The sequence below is a fragment of the Microbacterium croceum genome, from assembly GCF_023091245.1.
Taxonomy (GTDB): domain Bacteria; phylum Actinomycetota; class Actinomycetes; order Actinomycetales; family Microbacteriaceae; genus Microbacterium; species Microbacterium croceum.
This window is the reverse complement of the sequence record NZ_JAHWXN010000002.1, coordinates 690,736-711,203: the sequence shown is the minus strand read 5'-3', so window position 1 is coordinate 711,203 and position 20,468 is coordinate 690,736. Positions and strand designations below refer to the sequence as shown.

The 20,468-nt window shown below is 69.8% G+C and carries 18 protein-coding genes; 12 read left to right on the top strand and 6 right to left on the bottom strand.

Annotation, left to right across the window (positions count from 1 at the left end; genetic code table 11):
* Window positions 1-67: 67 nt before the first annotated feature.
* Window positions 68-1,231, top strand: a complete 1,164-nt coding sequence (gene hutI / locus KZC51_RS17515) for an imidazolonepropionase (protein ID WP_247631283.1) — start codon at window positions 68-70, stop codon at window positions 1,229-1,231.
* Window positions 1,232-1,261: 30 nt separating this feature from the next.
* Here the strand turns inward: hutI and KZC51_RS17510 are convergent, their stop codons facing one another.
* Genes KZC51_RS17510 through KZC51_RS17500 form a run of 3 tightly spaced genes read right to left on the bottom strand, consistent with a single transcriptional unit; the run spans window position 1,262 to window position 3,985 of the window.
* Window positions 1,262-1,792: an AAA family ATPase gene (locus KZC51_RS17510; protein ID WP_247631282.1), complete on the bottom strand. Its 531-nt coding sequence runs from the start codon at window positions 1,790-1,792 to the stop codon at window positions 1,262-1,264.
* Window positions 1,789-2,706 carry an agmatinase family protein gene (locus KZC51_RS17505; protein ID WP_247631281.1) on the bottom strand — a complete coding sequence of 306 codons (918 nt, stop codon included), beginning with the start codon at window positions 2,704-2,706 and terminating at the stop codon, window positions 1,789-1,791. Before KZC51_RS17505 ends, KZC51_RS17510 begins: the two co-directional genes overlap by 4 nt.
* Before the next feature lies 1 nt (window position 2,707).
* A complete protein-coding gene (locus KZC51_RS17500) occupies window positions 2,708-3,985 on the bottom strand; it encodes a DUF445 domain-containing protein (RefSeq protein WP_247631280.1) in 1,278 nt (425 codons plus the stop codon).
* 208 nt (window positions 3,986-4,193) lie between these two features.
* On the opposite strand from KZC51_RS17500, the gene KZC51_RS17495 reads away from it, so the two are divergent.
* Window positions 4,194-4,466 (top strand): metal-sensitive transcriptional regulator, encoded by a 273-nt coding sequence (locus KZC51_RS17495; RefSeq protein ID WP_247631279.1) that lies wholly within the window; start codon window positions 4,194-4,196, stop codon window positions 4,464-4,466.
* Window positions 4,467-4,528: 62 nt separating this feature from the next.
* Here KZC51_RS17495 and KZC51_RS17490 read toward each other — a convergent pair whose 3' ends face one another.
* The gene (locus KZC51_RS17490; RefSeq protein WP_247631278.1) at window positions 4,529-6,076 is read right to left on the bottom strand and encodes an amino acid permease; all 1,548 of its coding nucleotides are present in this window, start codon (window positions 6,074-6,076) and stop codon (window positions 4,529-4,531) included.
* A 105-nt stretch (window positions 6,077-6,181) separates the two neighbouring features.
* Between KZC51_RS17490 and KZC51_RS17485 the strand changes: the two genes are divergently transcribed.
* From KZC51_RS17485 to KZC51_RS17440, 10 genes are all read left to right on the top strand, one after another.
* Window positions 6,182-7,588 (top strand): glutamine synthetase family protein, encoded by a 1,407-nt coding sequence (locus KZC51_RS17485; protein WP_281732156.1) that lies wholly within the window; start codon window positions 6,182-6,184, stop codon window positions 7,586-7,588.
* Window positions 7,569-8,321, top strand: coding sequence for a gamma-glutamyl-gamma-aminobutyrate hydrolase family protein (locus tag KZC51_RS17480; RefSeq protein WP_247631277.1), 753 nt, complete (start codon window positions 7,569-7,571; stop codon window positions 8,319-8,321). Before KZC51_RS17485 ends, KZC51_RS17480 begins: the two co-directional genes overlap by 20 nt.
* Window positions 8,318-9,679 carry an aldehyde dehydrogenase family protein gene (locus tag KZC51_RS17475; RefSeq protein WP_247631276.1) on the top strand — a complete coding sequence of 454 codons (1,362 nt, stop codon included), beginning with the start codon at window positions 8,318-8,320 and terminating at the stop codon, window positions 9,677-9,679. Before KZC51_RS17480 ends, KZC51_RS17475 begins: the two co-directional genes overlap by 4 nt.
* A gap of 18 nt (window positions 9,680-9,697) precedes the next feature.
* Window positions 9,698-10,477 (top strand): 3-oxoacyl-ACP reductase, encoded by a 780-nt coding sequence (locus KZC51_RS17470; protein WP_247631275.1) that lies wholly within the window; start codon window positions 9,698-9,700, stop codon window positions 10,475-10,477.
* A 33-nt stretch (window positions 10,478-10,510) separates the two neighbouring features.
* The gene (locus KZC51_RS17465; protein ID WP_247631274.1) at window positions 10,511-11,239 is read left to right on the top strand and encodes a FadR/GntR family transcriptional regulator; all 729 of its coding nucleotides are present in this window, start codon (window positions 10,511-10,513) and stop codon (window positions 11,237-11,239) included.
* Window positions 11,240-11,537: 298 nt separating this feature from the next.
* Entirely contained in the window at window positions 11,538-12,698 is a 1,161-nt protein-coding gene (locus KZC51_RS17460; protein WP_247631273.1) for an ABC transporter ATP-binding protein, read from the top strand.
* Entirely contained in the window at window positions 12,695-13,873 is a 1,179-nt protein-coding gene (locus KZC51_RS17455; RefSeq protein WP_247631272.1) for a polyamine ABC transporter substrate-binding protein, read from the top strand. The genes KZC51_RS17460 and KZC51_RS17455 overlap by 4 nt, the downstream gene beginning before the upstream one ends.
* Entirely contained in the window at window positions 13,866-14,750 is an 885-nt protein-coding gene (locus tag KZC51_RS17450) for an ABC transporter permease (protein ID WP_247631271.1), read from the top strand. The genes KZC51_RS17455 and KZC51_RS17450 overlap by 8 nt, the downstream gene beginning before the upstream one ends.
* Window positions 14,747-15,616 carry an ABC transporter permease gene (locus KZC51_RS17445; protein WP_247631270.1) on the top strand — a complete coding sequence of 290 codons (870 nt, stop codon included), beginning with the start codon at window positions 14,747-14,749 and terminating at the stop codon, window positions 15,614-15,616. The genes KZC51_RS17450 and KZC51_RS17445 overlap by 4 nt, the downstream gene beginning before the upstream one ends.
* 2 nt (window positions 15,617-15,618) lie before the next feature.
* A complete protein-coding gene (locus tag KZC51_RS17440; protein ID WP_247631269.1) occupies window positions 15,619-17,280 on the top strand; it encodes an amidohydrolase in 1,662 nt (553 codons plus the stop codon).
* Between the two features lie 184 nt (window positions 17,281-17,464).
* Here the strand turns inward: KZC51_RS17440 and KZC51_RS17435 are convergent, their stop codons facing one another.
* Both KZC51_RS17435 and KZC51_RS17430 read right to left on the bottom strand, forming a co-directional pair.
* On the bottom strand, window positions 17,465-18,853 hold the full coding sequence (locus KZC51_RS17435; RefSeq protein WP_247631268.1) for an aspartate aminotransferase family protein: 1,389 nt from the start codon (window positions 18,851-18,853) through the stop codon (window positions 17,465-17,467).
* Between the two features lie 29 nt (window positions 18,854-18,882).
* A complete protein-coding gene (locus KZC51_RS17430) occupies window positions 18,883-20,367 on the bottom strand; it encodes a CoA-acylating methylmalonate-semialdehyde dehydrogenase (protein WP_247631267.1) in 1,485 nt (494 codons plus the stop codon).
* Window positions 20,368-20,468 lie beyond the last annotated feature (101 nt).

Genomic DNA, 20,468 nt, shown 5'->3' with positions numbered 1-20,468 from the left:
GCCAAGACACGCCGCAGCATCCACTCCGGACAGGGCGTGTCTTGACCCCTCACCAGGAGGAAGCACCATGACCACGCTCATCACGAACATCGGCGAACTGACGACCAACGTCGTCGTCGATGGCGATCCGTGCGGGACCCTGACGGATGCGGCGGTGCTCATCGACGACGGCCGCATCGCCTGGGTCGGTGCGGCCGCGGATGCGCCCGTCGCGGACGAGACCGTGGATGCTGCGGGCGCGGCCGTGATCCCCGGCTTCGTCGACAGCCACAGCCACCTGGTGTTCGGCGGAGACCGGGCCGCGGAGTTCGAGGCGCGCATGGCGGGGCAGAAGTACGCCGCCGGTGGCATCCGCTCCACCGTGGCCGCGACGAGGGCCGCGAGCGACGATGAGCTGCGCGCGCGACTGCGCGGTTTCCTCGACGAGATGCTCGCGCAGGGGACCACGAGCGTCGAGATCAAGAGCGGCTATGGGCTCAGCGTGGTCGACGAGGAACGACTTGTGCGGCTGGCGGCCGAGGTCACGCCCGAGGTCACCTTCCTCGGCGCGCACGTGGTGCCGGGGGAGTACGCCGATCACCCCGACGAGTACGTCGACCTGGTCACAGGGCCGATGCTCGATGCCTGCGCGCCGTACTCCCGATGGATCGACGTGTTCTGCGAGAGCGGTGCGTTCACGGTGCCGCAGTCCCGGCGGGTGCTCAAGGCGGGGATCGCCCGCGGCCTCGCTCCGCGCGTGCACGCCAGCCAGCTCGGACCCGGCGAGGGCGTGCAACTCGCGGTCGAGCTGGGCGCGGCCTCGATCGATCACGGCACCTATCTGACCGACGACGACATCGCGGCGCTCGCGGCCTCCGACACCGTGCTCACCCTGCTCCCCGGGGTCGAGTTCTCGACGCGGCAGCCGTATCCCGATGCGCGCCGGTTGATCGAGGCCGGCGTCACCGTGGCGCTGGCGTGCGACACGAACCCCGGGTCGAGCTTCACCTCATCCATGCCGTTCTGCATCGCGATCGCGGTGCGCGACATGGGGATGACGCCGGCCGAGGCCGTGTGGGCGGCGACTGCGGGCGGGGCCAGGGCGCTCCGCCGTGACGACGTGGGCGTGATCGCGCCGGGATCTCGCGCCGACCTGGTGCTGCTGGATGCTCCGACGCGCATCCACCTCGCCTACCGGCCCGGCGTGCCGCTGGTGCGCACGGTCTGGAAGGACGGCGTCGCCGTCGTGTGACCGAGACTCACGCGTCCGGGGCACCCGTCATCACCGGACGGCGTCGCTCAGAGCCTGCAGACGTCGCACCGGATCGCCGGTGATCACCAGGCTCCGTCGTACCGCGCCGTCCTGCTCCAGGTCATCGAGCAGCTCGAGGAGCACGTCATCCATGGCCTCGCGAAGCTCCGGGTCCTCCTCAGCGGGGACTCGGATCGGACGCGCGGCATCCAGGGGGACGACCGCGACCAGATCCACCGTCGCCAGCGACCGCTCGACGATCTGCGTCGCCCGTGCCAGCAGGGAACCACCGCTGCGTCCCAGCCGGTCCAACGCGGTCAGGTAGGCGAGGAAGTCCAGGGGCCCGCGCTCCGCGATCACATCGGTCGCATCGGCCGTCGCCTCCAGGCGGGCGGCGGTGAGTCGCAGCTGCGCGGCGAAGCTCGCCTCGCTGGAGGGATCATCGAGGTCGAGGTCCTCGAAGGGATCGCCCAGCACGCGGTAGTGCGGATGCGCGGCGTGAAAGTCCGCGATGAGGGTGCTCTTGCCGCTCCCGTGCGTGCCCGAGACGACGATCCTCATGAGCGCGCCGCGAGCCCGGCCAGCAGTTCCAGCACGCAGAGGGCGGCGAGGCGGACGGTGCGGGCGTCGTCGGTGTCGGCGGTCGCGTCGACCTCGGCCAGGTCGGCGCTGACCACGCGCGGGTCGGACGCCACGGCGCGGGTGAGGGCGCGCAGCTCCCACGCCTGCAGGCCGCCGGGAACGCTGGCCGGGCAGCCGGGGGCGACGGAACGGTCGCACACGTCGACGTCGATGTCGAGATGCACGCGCGGGTCGGGGCCCGTGCCGGCGATCTCGAGGGCCTCGGCCACCACGTCATCGATGCCGCGGCGCCGCAGCTCGTCGAGCGTGATCACGCGGATGCCCCAGTCCGCCGCGCGCTGGGCGTAGGCGGCGGAGTTGGCGAAGTCCGCGATGCCGATCTGCACGATGCGCGCGGGGTCGATGCGCGCCGTGTCGAGGGGCGAGGCCGCGGGGATGTCTGCGACCAGGCGCCGCACGGGCGTGCCGTTGGAGACGCCGTCGCGCAGATCGAAGTGCGCGTCGAACGTGACCAGCCCGGTCGCCTGCGCGCCGAGTGCGACGGGATAGGTGAGCGAGTTGTCGCCGCCGAGTGCGATCACGAGCTCGGTCGCCGCCGTCAGCTCGCGCACGCGCGCGATGACCTCGGCCTCGCCTGCGTCGCCGTCCGGCTCGGCGATGTCGCCGGCGTCCGTGATGCGCAGCCGCTCGTTCAGGTCGACGATCGGCGGACCCATCAGGGTGCTGCCGTACCGGGGGAGCGCGTCGCGGATCGCGGCGGGCGTCGCATGCGCGCCGGTCGGCGAGAGCGAGGTGCGCCAGGTCGGTACACCGAGCAGCACGGCATCCGCCGCACCATCGAACGCGGGCCAGGAGCCGGCGCGCGGCCAGAGCGGATCGTGGGAGAGGGCCATGTCAGACTCCAGGGATCAGGGCGTGGGCGATGGCGAAGATCGCGAGGCCGGCGAGGGCACCCACGAACGTGCCGTTCAGGCGGATGTACTGCAGGTCGCGGCCGACCATGAGCTCGATCTTCTCGGTCGTCTCGGCGGGGTCCCAGCGCTCGACGGTGTCGGTGATGATCGAGGCGATGTCGTGGCGGTAGCGGTCTACCAGGAAGACCGCGGCATCCGAGATCCAGGTGTCGACCCGGGTCTGCAGCGCGGCATCCGTGGTGAGACGCTCGCCCACCTCCTGCAGCGCCTGCACGGCCCGGCGGCGCAAGCCGCTCTCGGGGTCGGCGAGGGCGGTGAGCAAACCGTTCTTCGCCGTGTTCCACGCCTCCGCGGCGAGGGCTCCGACGCGGGGGCTGTCGAACAGCGACGCCTTCGCGTTCTCGAGCTTGGCGCGGGTGGCGGGGTCGTTCTGCAGACTGTCGGCCAGTCGTGCCAGGTACCCGTCGACCGCGAGTCGCGCGGGGTGGTGCGGGTCGGCCTGCACGGCGTGCACGAACTTCACGGCCTCGTTGTAGACCGTGTCGTCGACGAAGCGGTGGGCGAGGCGCGGCACCCAGGAGGGAAGGCGGCGCGAGACCAGCCCGCTGAACGACTCCGCGTTGACCTCCAGCCAGCGCGCGATGCTGTCGGCGGCGAGGTCGACGGCGCCGTGATGGGCGTCGGCCTCGACGATCTTCTCCAGCCACGCGCCGGCGGGCGGGCCCCACTCCGGGGTGACCAGGTGCTCGCGGGCGAGGTCGGAGATCAGGTCGCGCACGTCGTCGTCGCTCAGCGCGTTCAGGATGGCCGTGGCGATGGTCGCGCCCTCCGCTCCGACGCGTTCGGCATGCGGGGCCTCGCGCAGCCACTCGCCGGCGCGCTGGGCGATCGCGGTGCTCGACAGCTTGGTGCGCACCACCTCGGCGGCCAGGAAGTTCGTCTCGACGAACTCGCCGAGCGTGCGGCCGATCTCGTCTTTGCGGTTCGGGATGATCGCGGTGTGCGGGATGGGGAGCCCGAGCGGACGGCGGAACAGCGCGGTCACGGCGAACCAGTCGGCCAGCGCGCCGACCATGCCGCCCTCGGCCGCGGCGCGGACGTACGCCAGCCACGGCTGGCGCTCCTGGAACATGAACGCGATCACGAACGCGATCGCCATGAAGAGCAGGGCGCCCAGCGCCACCGCCTTCATACGCCGCAGCGCGCGCAGTCGGACCTGGTCGGAGGGAGACAGCATCGCCATCGGTGTTCGCGGCATGTCGACATCCTCGCACGCGGGTGCGACGGTTGCGGCCGGCGTCCGCGAGGCGGAGTCTCGTCGGCGAGACGTCTACACAACTCAGGACGGAAGGGAGTGGAGGGGCCCATCTGCCGTGGTGTGCGGGATCTGCGGGCGGGATGTCCTGAGTTGGGGACGACGGAGGCGCCGCCGATCCAGGTCCTGCGGCGCGGAGTACCCTCGGAGGGTGATCGAAGACATCAAGAAGCGCGCCCTGCACCGCACCAGCATCCTCGAGGGTCAGATGCGCGGCGTCGCGCGGATGATCGAGAACGAGGAGTACTGCATGGACATCATCACGCAGTCCCGTGCCATCCAGCGCTCCCTGGAGTCCCTCAACCGTCTGCTCCTCGAGAACCATCTGCGCACCCATGTCACGCACATGTTCGAGGAGGGTGGCGAAGAGCGGGACAAGGCGGTCCTCGAACTGCTCAAGGCCTTCGACTTCGACCGCAAGTAGAGCATTCCGAGCCGGGCACGACACAGCGCCCCGACTGGATCGTCGAGGCGCTGCGCGGTGATTCACTTGCCGCTGCCGAACACCTCGCCCTCCATCGCGTCGTAGCCTTCGGCCTGCGGGTCGCCGTGCGAACCGCCCGACAGCGCGTATTCCTCTTCGGGGGAGAGCACGAGGCGGTGGCGGAAGAACAGCGCGAACCCGAGCAGGATCACCACGTAGACGATCGCGATCGCGACGATGGCGGGACCGAACGTCGGGTTGAGCAGGAAGCCCACGAAGATCAGCGCCGCGATCACCAGTGCGACGGCGGCACCGGGAATGCCCCACGGGCTGCGGTACGGGCGGTCGACGTGCGGGTACTTCTTGCGGAGGATCATGAACGAGATCAGCTGGAGGCCGTAGGCGAGCACGGCGCCCCAGACGGCGATGTTCAGCACGATCGCACCGGCCACGGTACCTGCGCCCTCGGCGTCGACCGCGGCGAGGACGTCGAGCACGATGAGAGCGACGAAGCCGATCGCGGCACCCACGACGAGGGCGACCCACGGGGTCTGGCGCTTGCCGGTCAGCGACAGGAAGCGCGGGTAGTAGCCGGCGCGGGACAGCGAGTACATGTTGCGGCCGTAGGCGAACATGATGCCCTGCAGCGAGGCGAGCAGACCGATCAGCGCGAACAGCGCGAGCACGGCGGCGAGCTGGTCTCCGACGATCGCGCGGAAGCCGTCGAGCAGCGGCTCCCCGGCCTTGCCCGTCGCCTCGGCGCCGATGACACCCGTGTTGAGGAAGAGCACCAGGAGCCCGGTGACGATGAGCGTGCCGCGGGCCCAGAATCCGGCCTTCGGGATGTCGCGCGTCGGGTTGTGCGACTCCTCGGCCGCGAGCGGCAGCTCCTCGATGCCGAGGAAGAACCACATCGCGAAGGGCAGCGCGAACAGGATCGGCAGCACGCCGTGCGGTAGGAACTCGGTCTGCCCCTCGTCGGGGACGATGTCCCACAGCGCATCCCAGCTGAATGCGCCGGAGAAGATCGCCATCAGCGAGAACACCAGGATGATGCCGATCGAGATGATCGAGACCACGATCGCAAAGCGGAACGAGATCGCCGCTCCCGCCGAGTTCAGGGCGATGAAGACGATGTAGAGGATGAGGTACCAGGCCCACCCCGGCAGCTCGAGACCCAGCAGTTCGCTCGTGATGCCGTTCGCATACGACGCCGAGAAGTAGACGATCACCGCCGTGGTCGCGACGTACTCGATGGTCTCCGCGGCTCCCGTCACCAGGCCGCCCCATGGGCCCATCGCAGAGCGTGCGAACGAATACGCGCCGCCGGTGTGCGGCATCGCGGCCGCCATCTCCCCGATCGCGAAGATCATGCCGTAGTACATGACCACGAGGATCACGAAGGCGATCAGCATGCCGCCGAAGCCGGCGAAGTCGATGCCGAAGTTCCAGCCGGAGAAGTCGCCGGAGATCACGGCGGCGACGGCGAGGCCCCACAGGCCCCAGACCCCGGCCGACCGCTTGAGGGTCCGTTTCTCGAAGTATTCACTGCCGGCGCGTGTATAGGTCGCTCCGGCGACCTTGCGGGCACCGCTGTTCTGTCCAGACATCCGTTCTCCGCTCGCTGAAGTACAGGCGCCGGGTGCACCTTGGGCATGATTGTGGCAGTCAATGGTGGTTTCGTCTACCTTTAAACGCGACAGTGATCTACTCTGATGGCGAAGCCGGTCGGTCGATCGCTTCACCACGACGACGGGAGCGAGAAGATGTCGGGAAACCTCAGCATCGAGCAGCTGGATGCCGGCATCGCCGCCGGCGAGATCGACACGGTGATCGTGGCCTTCGCCGATGCGCAGGGGAGACTGGTGGGCAAGCGGGTCTCCGCGCGCCTGTTCCAGGAGGACATCCTGCATCACGGCGCCGAGGCCTGCGACTATCTGCTCTCGGTCGATGTCGACATGAACACGGTCGACGGCTACGCGATGTCGGGGTGGAACCGCGGCTACGGCGACATGGTGCTGCGCCCCGACGTCGCCACCCTGCGGCGGATGCCATGGCTCGAGGGCAGCGTGCTGATCATGGCCGACCTGGTCTGGCAGAACGGCGAGCCCGTCGGGCCCTCGCCGCGCGCGATCCTCGACCGGCAGCGCGACCGGCTCGCCGAACGCGGATGGACGGCGTTCTCGGGCACAGAGCTCGAGTTCATCGTGTTCGAGAACACCTACCGCGACGCCTGGGCGCGCAAGTACGAGGGGTTGACGCCGGCCACCGACTACAACGTCGACTACAACCTGCAGGCCTCGACCCGCATGGAGCCGTTGCTGCGCGACATCCGCCTCGGGATGGACGGTGCGGGTCTCTACTGCGAGGGCGTGAAGGGCGAGTGCAACCTCGGCCAGCAGGAGATCGCGTTCCGCTACGCCGAGGTGCGCGAGACGGCCGACCAGCACGTGATCTACAAGAACGGTGCGAAGGAGATCGCCGCTCAGCACGGGCAGTCGCTCACCTTCATGGCGAAGTTCAACGAGCGCGAGGGCAACAGCTGCCACATCCACCTGTCTTTGCGCGCCGAGGACGGGACTCCGGTCATGGCCGGCGACGGCGAACACGGCTTCAGCCCCGTCATGGAGCACTGGATCGCCGGCATCCTGGCCACCCTGCGCGAGTTCACGCTGCTCTACGCCCCCAACATCAACTCCTACAAGCGTTTCGCCAAGGGCAGCTTCGCGCCCACCGGCGTGGCCTGGGGCATCGACAACCGCACCTGCGCGCTGCGCGTGATCGGCAGCGGATCGGGGCTGCGGGTCGAGAACCGGGTGCCCGGCGGCGACGTGAACCCGTACATGGGCATCTCGGCGATCATCGCCGGCGGCCTGTACGGCATCGAGAACGAGCTGGCCCTGCCCGAGCGCTTCGAGGGCAACGCCTATGAGGCCGGCGTCGACCATCTGCCGACGACGCTGCGCGAGGCCGCGCAGCTCTTCAGCGAGTCCCGGATCGCCAGGGAGGCGTTCGGCGACGACGTCGTGGACCACTACCTGAACCAGGCACGCATCGAGCTGGAAGCTTACGATGCCGCCGTGACCGACTGGGAGCGCGTCCGTGGCTTCGAGAGGCTCTGAGCGAGCGCCGCTGGTCGGCATCACCACCTACCTCGAGCGGGCGCAACAGGGCGTCTGGGATGTGCGAGCCGCATTCCTCCCGGAGCAGTACCTGACCGGTGTGACCTCGGTCGGAGGCATCGCGCTGCTGCTTCCGCCGCAGGACCCTGACACGGCGGATGCCGCGATCGCCGGACTCGACGGACTGATCCTGTCGGGCGGCGCGGATGTGGCACCCGAGCTGTACGGGGCGGAGCGGCATCCGACCACCGACCCCGCCCGCGTCGACCGCGACGCCTGGGAGCTCGCGCTGTTCCGCGCGGCCGAGCGCCGGCGCATCCCCGTGCTCGCGATCTGCCGCGGACTGCAGCTGGTCAACGTCGCCCGCGGCGGAACCCTGCAGCAGCACCTGCCGGAGTCGCTGGGCACCGAGCGCTACCGGATCGGCGGCGGCGTCTTCGCCGAGAACCAGGTCGCGGTCGCGCAGGACACCGCGCTCGCCGAGGTGCTCGGACAGGACTCCGTCTCGGTGCGCAGCTACCACCACCAGGGCATCGACCGGCTGGGGGAAGGCCTCGTCGCCGCGGCTCACTCCGACGACGGACTCGTGCAGGCCTTCGTCGACACCGAGGGCGGCAGTCACGTGGTCGGCATCCAATGGCACCCGGAGGAAGACGCCGAGGACCGCCGGCTCTTCCAGGATCTCGTCACACAGGCCCGCGCGTTCGCGCGGCAGAAGGAAGGCACGTCATGACCGCGTTCACGGTGATCAACCCGGCGACGGGAGCATCCATCCGCGAGGTGGCCCGCGCGGGAGTGGCCGAGACGGATGCCGCGATCGCCCGCGCCGTCGCGGCGCAGCGGCGGTGGGCGGCGCTGGCTCCGGTGGCGCGCGCCGATGCGCTGCGCGCGTTCGCCCGCGCCGTCGAAGGCGCCACCGAGGAACTCGCGCAGCTCGAGGTGCTCAACTCCGGGCATCCGATCGGGTCTGCGCGCTGGGAGGCCGGGCACGTCGCCCAGGTGCTCAACTACTACTCCGCCGACCCGGAGCGGCTGTCCGGGCGACAGATCCCGGTGTCCGGGGGGCTCGATGTCACCTTCCACGACCCCTACGGCGTGGTGGGCGTGATCGTGCCGTGGAACTTCCCGATGACGATCGCCGCCTGGGCGTTCGCGCCGGCGCTCGCCGCGGGCAACGCGGTGGTGCTCAAGCCCGCAGAGCTGACGCCGCTGACCGCCATCCGTCTCGGCGAGCTCGCGCTCGAGGCGGGTCTTCCGGAGGGTCTGTTCGAGGTCGTCACCGGCTCGGGCTCTGTCGTCGGGCAGCGTCTGGTCGACCACCCCGATGTGCGCAAGGTCGTGTTCACCGGCTCCACCGAGGTGGGCATCGAGGTCGCCGCCGGATGCGCGCGGGCGCTGAAGCCCGTGACCCTGGAGCTCGGCGGCAAGAGCGCCAACATCGTCTTCGAGGATGCCGACCTCGAACGGGCTGCCGCGGCGGTGCCCGGGTCGGTGTTCGACAACGCCGGTCAGGACTGCTGCGCGCGCAGCCGCCTGCTCGTGCAGCGCTCGGTCTACGACCGGTTCCTCGAGCTGCTGGAGCCCGCGGTCGCCGCCTGGCGCGTGGGCGACCCGGCCGCTGATGACACCGACATGGGACCGCTCATCTCCGCCGGTCACCGCGACACCGTCGCCGGCTTCCTCGACGGCGCCGACATCGCGTTCCGCGGCACCGCACCCGAGGGTGCCGGCTTCTGGTTCGCGCCGGCGGTCGTGTTCGCGCAGCCGGGAGACCGCATCGCGCAGCAGGAGATCTTCGGGCCCGTCGTCGCCGTGATGCCGTTCGACGACGAGGCGGATGCGATCCGACTCGCCAACGACACCATCTACGGTCTTGCCGGTTCGCTGTGGACCGAGAATCTCGGCCGCGCGGTGCGCGTGGCGCGCGGTGTGCGCAGCGGAGTGCTGTCGGTGAACTCGCACTCCTCCGTCCGCTATGCGACCCCGTTCGGCGGGATGAAGGCCTCCGGCCTCGGGCGCGAGCTCGGGCCCGACGCGGCCGAGCATTTCACCGAGACCAAGAACGTCTTCTTCGCCACCGACCCCCACTGACCCCCACTCGGAGGAACCATGAGCATCGATCTGACCCAGCGACTCCGTGACAAGGTCGCCATCATCACCGGAGGGGCGAGCGGTATCGGCTTCGCGACCGCGCAGCGCTTCGCCGCGGAAGGAGCGTTCGTCGTGATCGCCGACGTCGATCCGACCTCCGGCGAGGCGGCGGCTGCGCAGATCGGCGGAGTGTTCCGCCCCGTCGACGTCGCCGACGAGGCCAAGGTGAACGCGCTGTTCGACGGCGTCGCCGCCGAGTTCGGCCGCATCGACATCGCCTTCAACAACGCCGGCATCTCGCCCGCCGACGACGACTCGATCGAGACGACCGAGCTGCCGGCCTGGGACCGTGTGCAGGACGTGAACCTGAAGAGCGTGTACCTGTGCAGCCGGGCGGCGCTGCGGCACATGGTGCCCGCCGGTCGCGGCTCCATCATCAACACCGCCTCGTTCGTGGCACTGCTCGGCTCGGCCACGTCGCAGATCAGCTACACCGCCTCCAAGGGGGGCGTGCTGGCGATGTCGCGCGAGCTGGGCGTGCAGTTCGCCCGGCAGGGTGTGCGTGTGAACGCGCTCTGCCCCGGACCGGTGAACACTCCGTTGCTGCAGGAGCTCTTCGCGAAGGATCCCGAGCGTGCGCAGCGCCGTCTGGTGCACGTGCCGATGGGGCGCTTCGCCGAGCCGGAGGAGCTCGCCGCAGCCGTGGCCTTCCTCGCCTCGGACGACTCCTCGTTCATCACCGCGAGCGCCTTCGTCGTCGACGGCGGCATCACCAACGCCTACGTCACCCCGCTGTGAGATCCGCCCACCTCGCTGTGACAAGGTGAGAGCATGAGCGAGCACCCCGTGGACGGCGACCTGGTCGAAGTCCGTCGCGCGGTCTACCGGCCGCTGCGCCGGGGCAACGCCCTGGAAGACACGGTGGCGCGACTCGTGCAGACGATCCGTCTCGGCGTGGTCGCTCCGGGGGAGTCGCTGCCCCCGGAGCGCGAGCTCGCCGCCTCGTTCGAGGTGAGCCGCGACACCGTGCGGGAGGCGATCAAGGAGCTCGCCGATGCGGGGTATCTGATCGCCCGGCGCGGTCGCTACGGCGGCACGTTCGTGGCGGATCCGCTGCCGCAGCCCGCGGAGGCGGCCGGGGTGACGGTGGCGGAGCTGGATGACGTGCTCGGGCTCCGCCGTGTGCTCGAGACCGGTGCTGCACGGGCTGCCGCGAGCCGCTCGCTGGACGCGGCGACCAGGGCGGATCTGTGGGCGCGGCACGAGGCTGCACTCCCGGCCGGGCCCGAGGAGTACCGCCGCCTCGACACCCTCTTCCACCTCGCGATCGCCGAGGCCGCCGGCATCCCGTCATTGGTCGCGCTCGCCGCCGAGAACCGCGCCGACGTCAACGCCTGGCTCGACACGTTCCCTCTCATGCCCCGCAACATCCAGCACTCCGGCGAGCAGCACGAGCGCATCGTCACGGCGATCCTGGCCGGGCAGCCCGAAGCCGCGGAAGACGCGATGCGTGATCACCTCGCCGGGTCCGAGGCACTGTTGCGTGGCTTCCTGGTCTGAAGCGACTCGGTCGGTCGCGGGCGGTCGGCGTCGGCGACGAATCCCTGAGGGGATGACGAAACGCGGATGTTTGCGCGTGAATCTCTCGGCGAATCGTCACAGGCTCCGCGGATCGTCCGGGTCGAAAGACGGGAGGCTGTGCTCCGCGACCTCCTCGTCCGAAGCGACCAATCGGTAGCCGGTTCAGTGATCTACAACGGATATCGTTGCGATTCGATGAACTGACTTCTGATTTCGCTATACCTGAGGCCTTTCCTATGACAGACTCGCCGCAAGTGATTCTCAATGGGGAGGTTTCATGCCCGGCACCCTGCCTGCATCGACGGCGACGCGCGAGGCGCCCGCCGCCACCGGCGCCGTCCACATCGACGGCGTCACCAAGCGCTACGGATCGGCCGTCGCAGTCGACGATCTGACCCTCCAAGTGCAACCGGGGGAGTTCCTCTCGCTCCTGGGTCCCTCCGGCTGCGGCAAGACCACGACGTTGCGCATGATCGCCGGGTTCGAGTACCCGGATGCCGGCGACATCCGCATCTCCGGACGCAGCGTCCTGAACCTGCCGCCCTATCGGCGCGAGGTCAACACGGTCTTCCAGGCCTATGCGCTGTTCCCGCACCTCACGGTCGCCGAGAACGTGGCGTACGGCCTGCAGCAGCGCCGTGTTCCGAAGGCCGAACAGCGCGAGCGGGTGAGCGAAGCGCTCGACATGGTGCAGCTGCGCAGCTTCGCCGACCGCAAGCCGACGCAGCTCTCGGGCGGTCAGCAGCAGCGCATCGCGCTCTCGCGTGCGCTGATCAACCGGCCGAGCGTGCTGCTGCTCGACGAACCGCTCGCCGCCCTCGACCGCCAGCTGCGCGAAGAGATGCAGCTCGAACTCAAGCTGCTGCAGGCGCGGCTGGGCACCACGTTCGTGTTCGTCACGCACGACCAGGCCGAGGCCCTGTCAATGAGCGACCGGATCGCGGTGATGCGCGCGGGCCGGATCGAGCAGCTCGACGCCCCGGCCGCGATCTACGCCGAACCGGCATCCGCGTACGTCGCCTCGTTCATCGGGCAGCAGAACTTCGTGCACGGCACGGTGCGTGCAGACGGCGATGCGGTCGACACCACGATCGGTGCGATCGCCGGCCGCTGGGGTGGCGAGCGCGTGGCCGCCGGACAGCCGGCCGTCGCCGCCATCCGTCCGGAGTACGTGCGTCTGGAGCACGGTGAGGGCGCCGGAGTACCCGGGCGTGTGCTCGGCGTCTCGCACCTCGGCGAGACGCTGCAGGTCGCGGTACGCGTCGCGGGAGACGCGACGTTCCTGTCGCGGATGCCGGCGCCCACCGCCCCGAGCGTCGAGGTCGACGACGAGGTGCGCTGCCTGTGGGATCGGGCCGATGCACGGCTCTTCGCCGCCGACGGCATCCCCACCACCGCCACGCACGTGATCTCCCTGCCGAAGGGCGGCGGCCGGTGACGGGCGCGCCTCCGGTCCGCGTGCTCGCGCACCGGAGCGCCGCGCGGGTGATCCGCACCGAGCTCACCCGCCGCGGGTTCCTGGCGACCGCGCTCGCCGCCGGTGGGGCGGTGCTGCTCTCCGCCTGCACGCCCGGCCAGAACGCCGCCGCGGTGCACGCCAAGGGTGGACCGCTCGAGGACCGGCTGTCGATCTACAGCTGGGGCGACTACGACGCTCCCGAGGTGCTCGAGCAGTTCACGGCCGAGAGCGGACCGCGCATCGTGCTCGACGCGTTCAACTCGAACGAGGAGCTGATCGCCAAGCTGGTCGCCGCGCGCGGCACCTCCGGCTACGACATCGTCGTGCCCACCGGCGTCTTCGTCGGGCCCATGGCCGAGAACGGGCTCCTGCAGAAGTTCAACCTCGACCTGATCCCGAACATGTCGCATGTGGCGCCGGAGTTCCGCGGACGCTCCTGGGACCCGGGCAACGAGTACTCGGTGTGCAAGGCGTGGGGCACGACGGGCTTCGTCTATGACCGCTCGGTCATCTCGCGCGAGCTCACCACCTGGAGCGACTTCATCGATGCCGCGCAGAACGAGGCATCCGGGTCGACGTCGGTGCTCGACGATCCGGCCCCGCTGCTGGGCATCTACTTCTGGGCGAACGGCATCGACTGGACGACGACGGACCCCGACGACCTCGACGCGGTCGAGAAGTTCCTCGTGAAGGATCTCGCTCCGCACGTCTCTGCCTTCGACTCGTACCCGGGCGGCTCCTCTATCCCGCAGGGCTCGCACGCGCTGCTGCAGTCGTACAACGGCGACGCGCGCCTGGGCATCTTCGAGTCGGGCGATCCGGACCGCTGGCAGTGGGTGCTGGGCAGCCCGGCGACAGAGCTGTGGATGGACAACTGGGCGATCGCCGCCGGCGCTCCGCACCCCGAGGCCGCGCACGCGTTCATCAACTTCGTGCTGCAACCCGACGTGCAGCTCGCCCAGGTCGACTACATCGGGTATGACACCGGGATCAGCGGCATCCGCGACGAGGCGGAGGCCGCCGGGCTGGAGCGGCTCGACATGGTGTTCTTCGACGAGGAGCAGGTGGCGACCATGCACGAGGGCAAGCTCACGGAGGCGCAGGACCGCGTCGTCTCGATCTGGAACTCGATGAAGGCGGCCGCCGGTGCCTAAGCTCAAGTTCGGTCTCGCCATCCCCGCCTGGGCGTGGCTGCTCATCTTCTTCGTCGCCCCGATCCTCATGGTCGTGGTGTTCAGCTTCGGCTACAAGCCGAGCATCTTCGCCACGCACGCGCTCGACCACCTGTCGTTTGACCGGTACCTGGAGGCGCTGTCGCCGACGTTCTTCAGCACGTTCCTGAACACGCTGTGGATCGGTATCCTCGGCACCGTGCTGTGTCTGGTGATCGGCGCCCCGGTTGCGTACTGGATCGCCGTGAAGGCGCCGCCGTCCAAGCGCGGGCTGCTGCTCGCGCTGGTGATGGTGCCGTTCTGGACCAACTTCCTGGTGCGCACGATCGGGTGGCAGGTGATCCTGGCGCCGGAGGGATGGCTGTCGCAGCTGCTGCAGGGAATCGGGGTGATCCCCGGCCCTCTCGATCTGCTCTACTCGCGCGGTGCCGTGCTACTGGGGGTGGTCTACAACTACCTGCCGCTCATGATCCTGCCGCTGTTCGTGGCGTTCGACCGGGTGTCCGGTCCGCTGCGTGAGGCCAGCAAGGACCTCGGTGCCGGGAGCGTGTCGACCTTCCTGCGCGTCACAGTGCCGCTGGCACGACCGGGCATCATCGCCGGCGTGCTGCTGGTGTACATCCCGCTCATGGGCGACTACATCACCGCCACCGTGCTCGGCGGCGCGAAGGGAAACATGATCGGTCAGGTCGTGGCGAGCCAGTTCCAGACCGCGCAGAACTGGGCGCTGGGCTCGGCGATGGCCGTGCTGCTGATCATCGTCATCATGCTCTCGATCGCCGTGGCCGCCGGACTCCTCTGGCTCGTGACGCTGCCGCTGCGACGACGGAACCGACTCGTCCTGGGGGAGGGATCATGACCGATACGAAGACCACCGCGCCGCGCGCTCGCCGTGGTGCCGCCCGGTTCGTGCTCCCGATCTGGGCGGCCCTGGTGTTCCTGTTCCTGTTCCTGCCGATCCTGGTGATCATCGCCTACTCGTTCAACGTCGGGCGTCTGCTGGTGTCGTGGGACCACTTCGGCTTCGAGTCGTTCCTCGCGATCGTCGAGAAGCCGGCCATCCGCGACGCCGTGCTGGTGTCGGTGCGCACCGGGCTGCTCGCGGCTCTCCTCGCCACGGCTCTGGGCACACTGGCCGGCATCGCGATGGCCCGCAACCCGGGCAAGTGGGTGTGGTGGTTCCTCGGCCTGCTGCTGTTGGTCTCGGTCACCCCCGAGATCGTGGATGCCGTCGCCCTGCTGCCGTGGCTGGTCTTCCTGGGACAGGACGTCGGGATCGGACTGTTCAACGACGGCACGATGCGGCTGGTGGTCGGACAGTCGCTGTTCTCGATCGCGATCGTGTCGTACATCGTGCGGGCGCGCCTGGTCGGACTCGACGCACGGCTGGAGGAGGCGTCCGCCGACCTCTACGCGCCGCCGGTGCGGACCTTCCTCAAGGTCACGCTGCCGCTCGCGATGCCGGCCGTGCTCGCCGGGTTCCTGCTGTCGTTCACGCTGAGCCTCGACAACACGGTGGTCTCAGCGTTCGTACAGGTCTCGGGCACCACACCGTGGCCCGTGTACGTGCTCAGTGCGCTGCGCAGCGGACTGCGCCCGGAGATCGCGGCGGTGTCGACGATCATGCTGGTGCTCACGCTGCTGGCGCTCGCCCTGGTCGCGGTGGTTCTGAAGAGAGCGGGGGACTCGGCGACCGAGATCGCCCGCACGATGGCAGGAGGATGACGATGGTCTTCGCTGATCTGGTGTTCACGGGTGGCGCGCAGGGTGGTCGGGTGTTCCTGTCGGACGGAGCGCGCACGACCGCGCGGGCCGTCGCCGTGGCGGACGGGATCATCACGGCAGTCGGTCATGACGTCTCGGCGCTGATCGGGCCCGACACCGAGGTCGTGGACCTGGCCGGCGGGCTGCTGGTGCCGGGGTTCCAGGACGCGCATGTGCATCCGGTCTGGGGCGGGCTCGACATGCTGCGCTGCGACCTGTCGGCGCTGGCGACGCGCGAGGAGTATCTGGCGCGGATCGCGGAATACGCCGCGGAACATCCGGATGACGAGTGGATCCTCGGCGGCGGCTGGCAGATGTCGGCGTTCCCCGGCGGCACACCGACCGCGGCCGACCTGGACTCCGTGCTGTCCGATCGCCCGGCATTCCTGCCCAACCGCGATGGACACGGCGCCTGGGTCAACTCGCGGGCGCTGGCGCTCGCCGGCATCACCCGCGACACCGCGGACCCCGCGGACGGTCGGATCGAACGCGACGCCCACGGCGCTCCGAGCGGCACGCTGCACGAGGGCGCGATGGGGCTGGTCAACCGGTTGCTGCCGACCGAGGCGCCCGAACGGCTCGTGGAAGCGCTCCTGCAGGGGCAGCGCCACCTGCACTCCTACGGCGTGACCGCGTGGCAGGACGCGATCGTCGGCACCGAGTACGGTGATGCAGGAGATCCGCTGCCCGCCTACCTCAGCGCCGCTGCATCCGGGGCACTGACCGGCAGGGTCGTCGGCTCGCTGTGGTGGGACCGTTCGCGCGGGCTGGAGCAGATCGACGACATCGCGGCCCGCCGTGACGCCGGCACGGTCGGGCGGTTCCGCGCGCGCAGCGTGAAGATCATGCAGGACGGCGTCGCCGAGAACTTCACCGCCGCGATGCTGGAGCCGTACTGCGACGGCCACGGGCATCCGCGCGAGGACTCCGGCATCTCCTTCGTCGAACCCGAGCTGCTCAAGGAGGCCGCGATCCGGCTCGATGACCTCGGCTTCACGCTGCACTTCCACGCGATCGGCGACCGAGCCGTGCGGGAGTGCCTGGATGCGGTCGAGGCCGCGCTCGTCGCCAACGGCCCCCGCGGCAACCGGCACCACATCTCGCACATCCAGGTCGTGCACCCCGACGACATCCCGCGCTTCCGCGCGCTCGACGTCACCGCGAACATGCAGATGCTGTGGGCGACGCTCGAGCCCCAGATGGTCGACCTGACCCTCCCGTTCCTGGGGGAGCAGCGCAGCGGGTGGCAGTACCCGTTCGGCGACCTGCTGCGTTCCGGTGCCGCGCTCGCCGCCGGGAGCGACTGGTCGGTGAGCACGCCGAACCCGATGGCCGCGATCCACGTCGCCGTGAACCGCCGCTCGGCGCCCACCGAGTGGGAGGGCGACTACGAGCCGTTCCTTCCCGAGCAGTCGATCGATCTCGCGACCGCGCTCGCCGCGTACACCGCAGGCTCCGCGCGCGTGAACCACCTCGACGACACCGGCACGATCGCGGTGGGGATGCGCGCCGACCTCGCCCTGCTCGACCGGGATCCGTTCGAGCATCCGGCCGAGGAGATCGGCCTCACCGAGGTGCGCGGCACCTGGGTCGACGGGGTGCGGGTGTACGACTCCGGGGAGTGAGGTGGGCGGCCGGGCCGTTGGGTGCGGCCGGTGACGAATCACGGAGGTTGTGACGAATCACGGAGTCTTCGACGTGAATCGGTCCGCGAATCGTCACCGGTTCCGCGTTTCGTCGCGTCGACACGGCGGATGCAGAAGGGCCCGCCCTCGTGAGTGAGAGGACGGGCCCTTTCCATGTGGATGCTCAGCCGGCGGCGGCTTCGTCGGCCACGGCCAGCGCACCGTCGATCGCGGCCAGGCCGCGCACCAGGTCGTCCTCGCTGATCACGAGCGGGGGAGCGACGTGCACGCGGTTGAAGTGCGTGAACGGCCAGACGCCCGCCTTCTTCGCCGCCGCCGCGAACGCGCCCATGGGGGCGGCATCCGCTCCGGAGGCGTTGAACGGCACCAGCGGCTCGCGGGTCTCGCGGTCGCGCACGAGCTCGATCGCCCAGAACAGACCACGCCCGCGGACCTCGCCCACGCTCGGGTGCGACTCGGCCCAGGCGCGCAGGGTCGGCTCGACGATGCGCTCGCCGAGATCGCGCACGCGCTCCAGGATGCCGTCGCGGCGGAACACCTCGAACGTTGCCACACCCGCGGCGCACGCGAGCGGGTGGCCCGAGTAGGTCAGTCCGCCGGCGAACGGCAGGGTGTCGAAGGCCGCGGCGATCCGCTCCGAGATGACGACGCCGCCGAGCGGAACGTAGCCGGAGTTCACGCCCTTCGCGAAGGTGATGAGGTCGGGCTTCGCGTCGAACGCGTCGACGCCGAACCACTCGCCGAGGCGACCGAAACCGACCATGACCTCGTCGGCGATGTACACGATGCCGTAGCGGTCGCACAGCGCGCGCACGCCCTGCAGGTAGCCGGGCGGCGGCACGAGCACACCGTTGGTGCCGACGACCGTCTCGATGATGATCGCCGCGATCGTCTGCGGCCCCTCGAGCTGGATGGTCTGCTCGAGGTGCGCGAGCGCGCGCTCGGACTCCTGCTCCGGGGTCTCGGCGTGGAACGGCGAGCGGTACAGGTAGGGACCGAAGAAGCGCACGGTGCCGTTGTCGACGCCGTCGTTCGCCCAGCGGCGCGGGTCGCCGGTGAGCGAGATCGCGGTCGAGGTGGAGCCGTGGTAGCTGCGGTACATCGACAGCACCTTGCGGCGGCCGGTGGACTGGCGGGCCATGCGCACCGCGTACTCGTTGGCTTCGGCGCCGCCGTTGGTGAAGAAGACCTTCTCGAGTCCGTCCGGTGCGACCTCGGCGATCAGGCGGGCGAGCTCGCCGCGCACGTCGTTCGCGATCGACGGCTGGATCGTGGCGAGACGCCCGGCCTGCTGCTGGATGGCGGCGACGAGGTCGGGATGCTGGTGCCCCAGGTTCAGGTTCACCAGCTGGCTCGAGAAGTCGAGGTAGGCGTTGCCCTGGTAGTCCCAGAACGTCGACCCCTCGCCCGCGGCGACGGGCAGCGGATCGATCAGCGCCTGCGCACTCCAGGAGTGGAAGACGTGGGCGCGGTCGTCGGCGCGCACCTGCGCCTCCGCCTCGGGGGCCGGCAGCGGGTGCGAGATGCCGTGGCGGTCGGTGAAGTTCGTCATCGTGGTCGCTCCTGTCTCCGTGTCCGACATCAGTGGTTGCTCGGGAAGCCGAGGTCGATCTGCGACGGCGTGTGGTCGGGCCAGCGAGTGGTGACGACCTTGGACCGCGTGTAGAAGTGCACGGACTCGGGGCCGTAGATGTGCGAGTCGCCGAACAGCGAGTCCTTCCATCCGCCGAACGAGTAAGCGCCGATCGGCACCGGGATCGGCACGTTCACGCCGACCATCCCGACCTCGATGTCGAACTCATACTGCCGGGCGGTGCCGCCGTCGCGCGTGAAGATCGCGGTGCCGTTGCCGTAGGCGTTCGCGTTGACGAGTGCCACCGCCTCGGCGTAGGTCTCGACGCGCACGACCGTGAGCACCGGGCCGAAGATCTCGTCGTCGTAGACCTTCATGCCGGGGGCGACCTGGTCGATCAGGCTGACGCCGAGGAAGAAGCCGTCGGAGTCGAACTGCTTCTGCGTGCCGTCGACCACGACCTTGGCGCCCTCCGCCTCGGCGCCGGTGACGTAGGAGGCGACGCGGTCGCGGTGCTCGCGCGTGATGAGCGGACCCATCTCGCTGGCGGCATCCGTGCCGGGGCCGATCGTCAGTCCGTCGATGCGGGAGGCGATCGCCGAGACCAGCTCGTCGGCGATGTCGCCCACGGCCACCAGCACCGAGACGGCCATGCAGCGCTCGCCGGCGGAACCGTAGGCGGCCGAGACCGCGGCGTCGGCGGCGCCGTCGATGTCGGCATCCGGCATCACGACCATGTGGTTCTTGGCGCCGCCGAGGGCCTGCACACGCTTTCCGGCGGCCGAGGCGCGCTGATAGATCGAGCGGGCGATCGGGGTGGAGCCGACGAAGCTGACCGCCGAGACCTGCGGCGACTCGAGCAGTGCATCGACGGCCTCCTTGTCGCCGTGCACGACGTTCAGCACGCCGTCGGGCAGGCCCGCTTCGGCGAAGAGCTTCGCGATCCACACCGCGGCGGACGGGTCCTTCTCGCTGGGCTTGAGCACGACCGTGTTGCCGCAGGCGATCGCGGAGGCCACCATCCACAGCGGCACCATCACGGGGAAGTTGAACGGGGTGATCGCGGCGACCACGCCGACCGGCTGCTTGACCGAGTGCACGTCGACGCCGCGCGAGACCTGCTCGCTGCGCTCGCCCTTGAGCAGGTGCACGAGCCCGGCGGCGAACTCGACGTTCTCGATGCCGCGCGACACTTCGCCGGCGGCATCCGAGAGCACCTTGCCGTGCTCGGAGGTGACGATCGCGGCGAGCTCGGGGGTGCGGTCCTTGAGCAGCTGGCGCAGGCGGAAGAAGACGTCGGCGCGCTTGATGAGGCTGGTCTCGCGCCAGGCGGGTGCCGCGGCTGCGGCGGCGGCGATCGCGGAGTCGACCTCGGCGGTCGAGGCGAACGCGACCTGCTTCGACACCTGACCGGTGGCGGGATCGAAGACCTGGCCGGTGCGAGCCGCCTCGGCGGTCTCCACTCCGTTGATGACGTGACGGACGATGTCCACGATGTTCCTCCGACTGCTGAAGAATGCGGTCTCGAACACTCTGACCGGTGTTCGATAGGCTTGTGCTCCTCAATGATCACAGAGCCAAGGAGCTGATCGTG

Coding starts and splice junctions, on each gene's coding strand:
- hutI (WP_247631283.1), top strand. CDS start 68: ATGACCACGCTCATCACGAACATCGGCGAACTGACGACCAACGTCGTC.
- KZC51_RS17465 (WP_247631274.1), top strand. CDS start 10,511: ATGAGCGAGCACCCCGTGGACGGCGACCTGGTCGAAGTCCGTCGCGCG.
- KZC51_RS17500 (WP_247631280.1), bottom strand. CDS start 3,985: ATGCCGCGAACACCGATGGCGATGCTGTCTCCCTCCGACCAGGTCCGA.
- KZC51_RS17460 (WP_247631273.1), top strand. CDS start 11,538: ATGCCCGGCACCCTGCCTGCATCGACGGCGACGCGCGAGGCGCCCGCC.
- KZC51_RS17510 (WP_247631282.1), bottom strand. CDS start 1,792: ATGAGGATCGTCGTCTCGGGCACGCACGGGAGCGGCAAGAGCACCCTC.
- KZC51_RS17485 (WP_281732156.1), top strand. CDS start 6,182: ATGGCGAAGCCGGTCGGTCGATCGCTTCACCACGACGACGGGAGCGAG.
- KZC51_RS17490 (WP_247631278.1), bottom strand. CDS start 6,076: ATGTCTGGACAGAACAGCGGTGCCCGCAAGGTCGCCGGAGCGACCTAT.
- KZC51_RS17435 (WP_247631268.1), bottom strand. CDS start 18,853: ATGACGAACTTCACCGACCGCCACGGCATCTCGCACCCGCTGCCGGCC.
- KZC51_RS17445 (WP_247631270.1), top strand. CDS start 14,747: ATGACCGATACGAAGACCACCGCGCCGCGCGCTCGCCGTGGTGCCGCC.
- KZC51_RS17440 (WP_247631269.1), top strand. CDS start 15,619: ATGGTCTTCGCTGATCTGGTGTTCACGGGTGGCGCGCAGGGTGGTCGG.
- KZC51_RS17505 (WP_247631281.1), bottom strand. CDS start 2,706: ATGGCCCTCTCCCACGATCCGCTCTGGCCGCGCGCCGGCTCCTGGCCC.
- KZC51_RS17475 (WP_247631276.1), top strand. CDS start 8,318: ATGACCGCGTTCACGGTGATCAACCCGGCGACGGGAGCATCCATCCGC.
- KZC51_RS17470 (WP_247631275.1), top strand. CDS start 9,698: ATGAGCATCGATCTGACCCAGCGACTCCGTGACAAGGTCGCCATCATC.